At 49.0% G+C, this 8093-nt stretch carries 7 protein-coding genes; all 7 read right to left on the bottom strand.

Annotation, left to right across the window (positions count from 1 at the left end; genetic code table 11):
* Positions 1-358: 358 nt before the first annotated feature.
* A complete protein-coding gene (locus AB840_RS10495; protein WP_048514800.1) occupies positions 359-1180 on the bottom strand; it encodes a hypothetical protein in 822 nt (273 codons plus the stop codon).
* A 168-nt stretch (positions 1181-1348) separates the two neighbouring features.
* Positions 1349-3142, bottom strand: coding sequence for an aspartate--tRNA ligase (gene aspS / locus AB840_RS10490; protein ID WP_048514799.1), 1794 nt, complete (start codon positions 3140-3142; stop codon positions 1349-1351).
* A gap of 7 nt (positions 3143-3149) precedes the next feature.
* A complete protein-coding gene (gene hisS / locus AB840_RS10485) occupies positions 3150-4415 on the bottom strand; it encodes a histidine--tRNA ligase (RefSeq protein ID WP_048514798.1) in 1266 nt (421 codons plus the stop codon).
* Positions 4416-4417: 2 nt separating this feature from the next.
* Positions 4418-5947: a coproporphyrinogen dehydrogenase HemZ gene (gene hemZ, locus AB840_RS10480; RefSeq protein WP_234984871.1), complete on the bottom strand. Its 1530-nt coding sequence runs from the start codon at positions 5945-5947 to the stop codon at positions 4418-4420.
* Positions 5874-6383 (bottom strand): Fur family transcriptional regulator, encoded by a 510-nt coding sequence (locus AB840_RS10475; protein ID WP_048514796.1) that lies wholly within the window; start codon positions 6381-6383, stop codon positions 5874-5876. Before AB840_RS10475 ends, hemZ begins: the two co-directional genes overlap by 74 nt.
* Complete coding sequence (locus AB840_RS10470; protein ID WP_048514795.1) at positions 6370-7449, bottom strand: AI-2E family transporter; 1080 nt, start codon at positions 7447-7449, stop codon at positions 6370-6372. Before AB840_RS10470 ends, AB840_RS10475 begins: the two co-directional genes overlap by 14 nt.
* A 3-nt stretch (positions 7450-7452) precedes the next feature.
* A complete protein-coding gene (locus AB840_RS10465) occupies positions 7453-8088 on the bottom strand; it encodes an MBL fold metallo-hydrolase (RefSeq protein WP_048514794.1) in 636 nt (211 codons plus the stop codon).
* Between the last annotated feature and the right edge of the window lie 5 nt (positions 8089-8093).

Genomic DNA, 8093 nt, shown 5'->3' with positions numbered 1-8093 from the left:
TCTGTATCCATGATTTCTAACGCACAAACCAGTGCCTCTGTGAAAATCCGCATAAACAGCTGCAATAATTTTGTTTCGCGTATGATCGCGGTATCGGATTCCTTTATTGTTTTGATAATTTCTGCTATAATATATTCCATGAGAAGACCTTCGGTTGTGATATATTTTGCTGGCTAGGCAATATATCTATTATCTAGGTCTTTTCTTTTTTTTGCAATATCTTACCGAGAACTATTTTACACTAAGTCCGCCTCCTCCATTCCGCCATTGCTTTTTCTCCGCGGCCGCCTCAATAAAAAAATAATACGCCGGAAAACCTTTTTTCTATCAAAAAGCTTTTTTCTGCCGCGCTATTGTCCTATATATCGAGCCAAATATCTCCCGGTACATTAAAGGTCACAGGGCCACCGATATAAATACTCTTCAAGCCATCCGCTGCCCAGGAAGCGGTAATTTCAATGACTCCTCCCGGCTGCCGGATGCGGCAGGATACATTTTTCTTTCCCATGCAGGCCAGAGCCGCAGCCACCGCAGCCGACCCGGAACCGCAGCTCTGTTCCCAATACAGAGTATCCGTCGCCGTCACATACACAGCAGGAATCATTTTCAGCTGCGACGGATCAAACAAAATGAGACCAAAGGCCGCTAATGCTTCATCTGCCGCATAGCTGCAGACAGCCTTCCAAAAGACTTCCTTGTCAATCCGATCTATCCCCGTAACCATGTGAACAAAATGAACAATACCCGGCAGGGCCACACGAAAGAATCGGCTGGGCAGGCCGTCCACCTCAATAATAACGGCCTCCACCGCCTCAGGTAAGGGCATAGCGATGAACGCGTCAAAAATCCCCTCGCCGCGACGGCGGGCATGAGCGGCCAGTACCGTATCACACCCGGAACAAGATACCAAATAATTCCCCCATTCCTGTTGATCCTGCATCAGGACATAGGCCGCCGCAGAACGTGATGCATTGCCGCAAAATTCACCACCCATCATATCGATACGGATGGGCTCCTCTCTCTTCTCCGGAACGGATATATATGCGACCTGTTCAGCACCGATGCACTCCGGCCGCAGCAGCTCTGCCGCTACAATACTGCGCTGCGCTGCGGCTATTGTATCAAACACAAAAATTGTCGTGTTGCCGCTTGGATCGGCCTTTATATAATGAATATGCATAATTTCCCCTGCTCCTTAATTTATAATTCGGCAGTGAACGGAGCGCTGCCGTCGCAGATCACCCCTTTCACTGCTGTCGTTTTTTCTTTACTGCCTTCTATTCTACAACATTACCAACAAAAAAGGTATCGGAAATATTTCCGATACCTTTTTTGCTGCATATACGATTTATTTCTTAACCAAGTCTTCTTCAAGCTGAATATGCAATTCATGAAGCTGTTTCTTAGTCACTTCCGACGGCGCTTCACTCATGGGATCAATAGCATTCTGCGTCTTAGGGAACGCGATGACGTCACGGATGGATTTGCGTTTAAGCATCAGCATAATCATGCGATCCAGGCCAAAGGCCAGCCCACCGTGAGGCGGTGCCCCGAATTCAAAAGCACGCAGCAGAAAGCCAAATTTCTGATCCGCTTCTTCCGGTGTCAGACCGATAGCCTTAAATACGCGCTGCTGAATATCCTGCTGGTAAATACGCAGAGAGCCGCCGCCCAATTCCACCCCGTTCAGCACTAAATCATAGGCTTTAGCATAGACGTGACCGGGATCGGTTTCCAGCTTATCCAGGTCTTCATCGCGAATCGCCGTAAAGGGATGATGCATAGCGACATAGCGTTTTTCTTCTTCGCTGTATTCAAACATAGGGAAATCAACAACCCAAGTGAAGGCAAATTTATTTTCGTCAATACTGTTTGTACGGCGGCCCATTTCCTTGCGCAGTTCGCCGAGAGACGCAGCTACGACAGCCGGCTTATCAGCAATCATCAGTACTAAGTCACCGGTTTGACTGCCGCATTTTTCACCGATTGCCTGCAAAGTCTCTTCGCCGAGGAACTTCTTGACCTGAGATTTCAGTGTGCCGTCTTCCATGAAGCATATCCAGGCCAGCCCCTTGGCGCCATAGGCATTGACGTATTCCACAAGACCGTCCAGTTCACGCCGGGGAATGCCTGCATAGCCTTTGACATTGATAGCTTTTACCTGACCGCCGTTGTCGACAACGCTGCGGAACACCTTGAATTCCGTATCCCGGACAAGGTCCGTAATATCCGTAAACTTCATATCAAATCGAATATCCGGCTTATCAGACCCATAATTTTCCATAGCATAGTCCCAAGTCATGCGGTGAATGGGAAGTGCTACGTCATGGCCCAGTGTTTCCTTAAAAATATAATGCACCATCTGTTCAACAAGGAGCAAAATATCTTCCTGATTCATGAAGGACATTTCCATATCCAGCTGCGTAAATTCCGGCTGACGATCAGCACGGAGATCTTCGTCACGGAAACAGCGGGCAATCTGATAATAGCGGTCCATGCCGGAAATCATGAGAAGCTGCTTGAAAATCTGCGGCGACTGTGGCAGCGCATAAAATTTACCGTCATTGACACGGCTCGGAACCAGATAGTCACGAGCGCCCTCCGGTGTGCTTTTGCACAATTCTGGAGTTTCAATATCGATAAAGCCATGTTCGTTCAGGAAGGTACGCATCGCATGCTTGACCTTATGACGCATAATAAGGTTATTCTGCATTTCCGGACGGCGCAGATCCAGATACCGGTATTTGAGACGGATTTTTTCATCAACATCTATATTATCTTCAATATAGAACGGCGGGGTCTTGGAAGAATTAAGGATACGCAGTTCTTCACAGCGGATTTCAATCGTACCGGTCTTCATTTTCGGATTGACCGTATCCGTATCCCGCATGCGGACTACGCCGCGGACAACGAGAACATATTCCGTGCGGACCTGTTCCGCTTTTTTGAAAGACACCGTTTCATAGTCCGGAGACGCAACGACCTGGACGATGCCCGTGCGATCCCGGAGATCAATAAAAATCAATCCGCCGTGGTCGCGCCGCCGTTCGACCCAGCCGCATAAAACGACCTCTTTGCCATTATCCGCTTCACTGACCTCTGCGCAGTATTGCGAGCGGTGTAATCCTTCCATTGTATCCATTAGTTAATCATCCCTTCTTATGTGTTTCCATGTATTCAATGATCCCGTTCATGGGGATGCTGAGCTGTTCCTTTGTATTCATATCACGCACCTGAACCTGGCCGCCGGCCAGCTCATCTTCGCCGATAATAACGGTGTAATCCGCTTCCAGCTTATTAGCCGACTTCATCTGCCCTTTCATGCTGCGGCCCATCAGATCTATTTCTGCATATATGCCCTTTTCACGGAGCTGCTGCTGAATAGTAAAAGCGGCAGTCTTTGCCGCATCTCCCAAAGCCACAATAAATACGGGACGCTTGCGCTGCGGCGGCGGCAGCAGTCCCTGCTCCTTCAAAGTAAGCAGGAGCCGTTCCATACCGATGGCAAAGCCAATTCCCGGCGTAGACGGTCCGCCGACCTCTTCGATCAGACCATCGTAGCGACCGCCGCCGCAAACCGTACTCTGGGCGCCGAGAGGCGCATACATGATTTCAAAAGCCGTATTCGTATAGTAATCCAGACCACGGACCAGACGGGGATCCAGCGTAAAAGGAATTCCCACCGCCGTCAGATACTGCTGTACCTTGGTAAAATGGTCACGGCAGTCATCACAGAGATTATCGGTCAGCTCCGGCACACCGACAGACGCTTGTTTACAGCCTTCTTCCTTGCAGTCCAGCACTCGCAGAGGATTTTTATCCAGTCGGGCTTTACAGTCGTCGCACAGCATATCTTTTTTATCAGCATAGAATTCGATCAGTTTTTGACGATATACCGGCCGGCATTTGGGGCACCCTACAGAATTCAGGTGCAGATCCAGATCAGTCAGACCCAGTTCCCGAAATAACTGAAAGGCCATCGCAATAATTTCTGCATCAACAGCCGGATCCCTGGAGCCTATTTCCTCCACGCCAAACTGATTAAACTGACGGTACCGGCCTGCCTGCGGGCGATCATGCCGGAACATAGGCCCCATATAATAAAACTTATGTACCTGGGGATCTCCGTACAATTTATGCTCCAGAAAAGCCCGTACGACCGAAGCCGTGTTTTCCGGCCGGAGTGTCATGCTGCGGCCGCCGCGGTCATTAAATGTATACATTTCCTTGGTAACGACATCGGTCGTTTCTCCGATGCCGCGCAAAAATAACTCTGTACTTTCAAACAAGGGGGTACGAATCTCGCCAAATCCATAGAGCGAGCAAATCTGACGTATTTTCCGTTCCAGAAGCTGCCATTCCGCAGTTTGTTCCGGCAGGAAATCCTGCGTACCTCTAGGTGCAGTAATTGCCATTATCAATCCTCTCCTCCATATATGATAGAACACAAATGCCGGCGCTGCTTCATTCGTTCCCGCAGAACCTGCATATATGTATCGACGTCTTTAGGCATATATACTTTTTTCAGACTATGCCCGTCAACGCAAATAAATTTGGTCGCGCTGCCGGGCCCGGCTGCCAGTATGGTCTGCCGTTCCTCCATCATCTCGATATTATATCTGCCGATATATCCCGGCAATGCATATCCGACATTGGCAAAACTTGCCGCCATATATTTTTGACGGTACATATAATAAGGTATATAGCCAGCTTTCTGCAGCCCCTGGCTGCACACCGCCAGCATACGGCCCACCGTCTCGGAAGGCGGAATCTGCTGTCGCAGAGGATGGTGAAATAAAGGTGCCTTCTTTTTTAATGCCAACGTATGAATTGTAACATTTTCTGGGTGCAGTTGGCAAACAATTTCCATATTTTCCTGCATATCCCTGAGGGTTTGCCCGGGAAGCCCCGCAATAAAATCCATATTGACAGTCCGAAAGCCGATAGCCCGGCAGTCCTCATACATCCGGTAAACGTCCTCCACGCGATGACATCGCCCCAGGGCATCCAAAACAGACTGCTGCATGGTCTGCGGATTGACACTAATCCTATCGGCGCCGCATTCCCGCAGCAGACACAGCATATCATCTGCTGCCGTATCGGGACGACCTGCCTCGACAGTCCACTCCTCGACTGGAGAAAAGGCTCTGTCCGCAGCCTTCAGGATGCGTCTCAGCGCCGGCAGCGGCAGACACGTAGGCGTGCCGCCGCCTACATATATAGTACGTACATGCAGTCCATAGTCCATACATAACTGCTGTATATCCTCAATATCTGCTTCCACAGCAGCAGCAAAAGCCTCTAGAAATGACGGCCTCGCCGCACCGATCAGGCGTGAAGGGAAGGAACAGTATAAACAATGGCTGGGACAATAGGGAATGCCGATATACAGAGCTGCCTCTTTACGGCAATCCGTTACATATGGCCGCTGCAGCGCCGCCATACGGGCAATAAACCGGGCAGTCGGCACTGCCACGCCATAGGAACGGCGCAGGACGGCTCCAGCCTCCTGCGCCCCCATTCCCCTATCCATCAAATGATGAGCCAGCTTGGTCGGACGCACTCCGATCAGGGTTCCCCATGGACTTTGCGGCCCGCCGGTAAAACGATGATGCCAGTGCAGCAGGCAATCCTTCATATCCGAGCGTTCGTGGCCGGAACGAAAAAGCACGGCCTCTGACTGCCATGCCTCCGTTTTTCCGCCATAGGTGCAGGATAAAAGCCACCTTCCATCCTCCCGCCGCCGGAGTTGGATCGCTGCGCCGGCAACCTTTGACTCATGCCCGCCGATGTAACCGAGAGCAGCCATGATTTGACCTATTAAAGAATGATATTCAGCCGGACCCGTATATACATAGGTCTGATCTTCTTTCTCAGCGGTCATGTTCGAGCTGAGCTGCCTGCTGTTCAGCTTCCCGTTTCTTTTCACATTCTTCGCAATATCCATAGACCTTCAGCTGATGATCTATCGTATGAAAATGCAGGCGTTTCTGCAAAATAGACTCGAGCGTTTCCAGTAAATCGTCCTGGCATTCCCATACCTTGCCGCAGCCCAGGCAGATAAGATGATGATGAAAATGACCTTCATCATCACGATCGTTTAATTCATAACGGCTGCAGCCATCATCAAAATCAAGCTTTTTCAAAAGATCCATGACAGTAAATAAATCAAGCGTCCGGTATACTGTTGCCAAACCGATATCCGGAGCGATTTTTTTCACCATTTCAAATACCTCTTCAGCGCTCATGTGCCGTATAGAGCTTTCTACAAAAGCTCGCAGAATCACCTGTCGCTGTGAGGTCATTTTATACTTTTTATCCTTGATCTTATCCTTCATGCGCTTCATCATAATTTTCATGATTTCTTCTTTATTTGTTTCCATTTACATTCATCGCCTTTTCTTTGTATAAACTATAGAACCATAAATGCTTGCATATGATTTGCAGCACTGCTGTCACAGGAACGGTCAGGATCATGCCGGCCACGCCAAAGAGAGTGCCTCCGATAAGAAGCGCAATGACAATGACGACCGGGTGCAAGCTGATAACAGCCCCCATAACCTGGGGCATAATAAGATGACTATCTATCTGCTGGATGACGATATAAAAAACCAACACCTTGGCAGACAGAGTCAAATCTACGGTAGCCCCCAGCAAAATAGCCGGGATCGCACCCACAATAGGTCCCACGATAGGAATCCATTCCGTAATGGCCGCCAGAAGCGCAATAACCATAGGATAGGGAACTCCCATAATCCACATTCCCACAAAGGTCAAAACAGCAATAATGCAGCTCATAATAATCTGCCCCCGGATATACCGGCTCAGCACAAGCTGAATTTCCTTGAACACTTCGTTCAGCTGAGACTGGTAGCCTTCCGGATATAAGCGCACAAAAGAATGTATCATGCGCCCGCCATCCTTCATAAAATAAAAAGTAATAAACGGCACAACAAAAAACTCAACAACCGTACCGGCAATTACAAAAACAGACTTGATCAGACTGGACACGCCGTCAGCTCCATAATTACCAATCTTGACAAAGGCATCATTAATAATCGCCTTTACCTGATCGGGAATGTAAAACTGCGTCTGTTCGTTTTCCAAATGCGCCGCCAGGGCTGCGGTCTGTGCTACCAAATTATTGAAGTTGGCCGCCAGTAAATTGACCTGCACGACCAACGGTCTCAAAATAATATTGGTCACCCCTGTAATAATGATAATCAAGATAAAAAACGAAAGAAGAATCGCGATATCCACCGGCACCTGCCGCCGCGTTATCCTCTTCAGCACTCTGATAACCAAATCCCGCAGCGGCATCAGGATGAAAGTAAGAATAAGAGAGATAATAATCGGCCAATAGATGGCGTGAACAGACAAAAACAATGCGCCGGCCAGGACCGCCAGAACGATCCGCAGCCAAAACTGCGATTCCTTATACATGGCCATATCCTACCATCCTCCGTCTAAATACGGATTATTTCTTCGCTCTTCCCCTATCTGTGTCGCCGGACCATGACCGGGCAGTACAACCGTATCATCAGGCAGCGTCATCAGTTTACGATGGATGCTGTCGATGAGAGTCGCCGTAGACCCGCCGTACAGATCCGTTCTTCCCACAGAATACCGGAACAGCGTATCACCGGAAAATACAACGCCGCCTCCATACAGGCTGAGCCCGCCCGGCGTATGCCCCGGCGTTTCGAGGATGGTAAAAGTCAGGTTCCCCAGCTGTAAGGTTTCCCCATCATGGACAATATGATCCGGCGACGTGCATTCAATAGGCTTTCCCATAAAAGCAGAAAGATTATTCCGGGAATTGGAAATCAAATCCACATCACCTTCACCGATGTACACCGGGACGTGCTTGTAATTGCGCAGCTCCTGCAGCGCGCCGATATGATCGGCATGTCCATGGGTCAAGAAAATAAGCTGCAGCTTCAACTGATGATCTCCCAACGCCTGATCTATTTTTTCATAATCCCAAGCGGGATCAATGACCATCGCATCCTTCGTTTCACTGTCATAGACAATGTAGCAGTTCGTCATAATCGGTCCCAGCATCATTGTCATATATTTCATGCTCATATAAA

Source organism: Megasphaera cerevisiae DSM 20462 (assembly GCF_001045675.1).
Lineage (GTDB): Bacteria > Bacillota > Negativicutes > Veillonellales > Megasphaeraceae > Megasphaera > Megasphaera cerevisiae.
The sequence above is the reverse complement of the archived record's forward strand: the minus strand, read 5'-3'. Positions and strand labels throughout refer to the sequence as shown.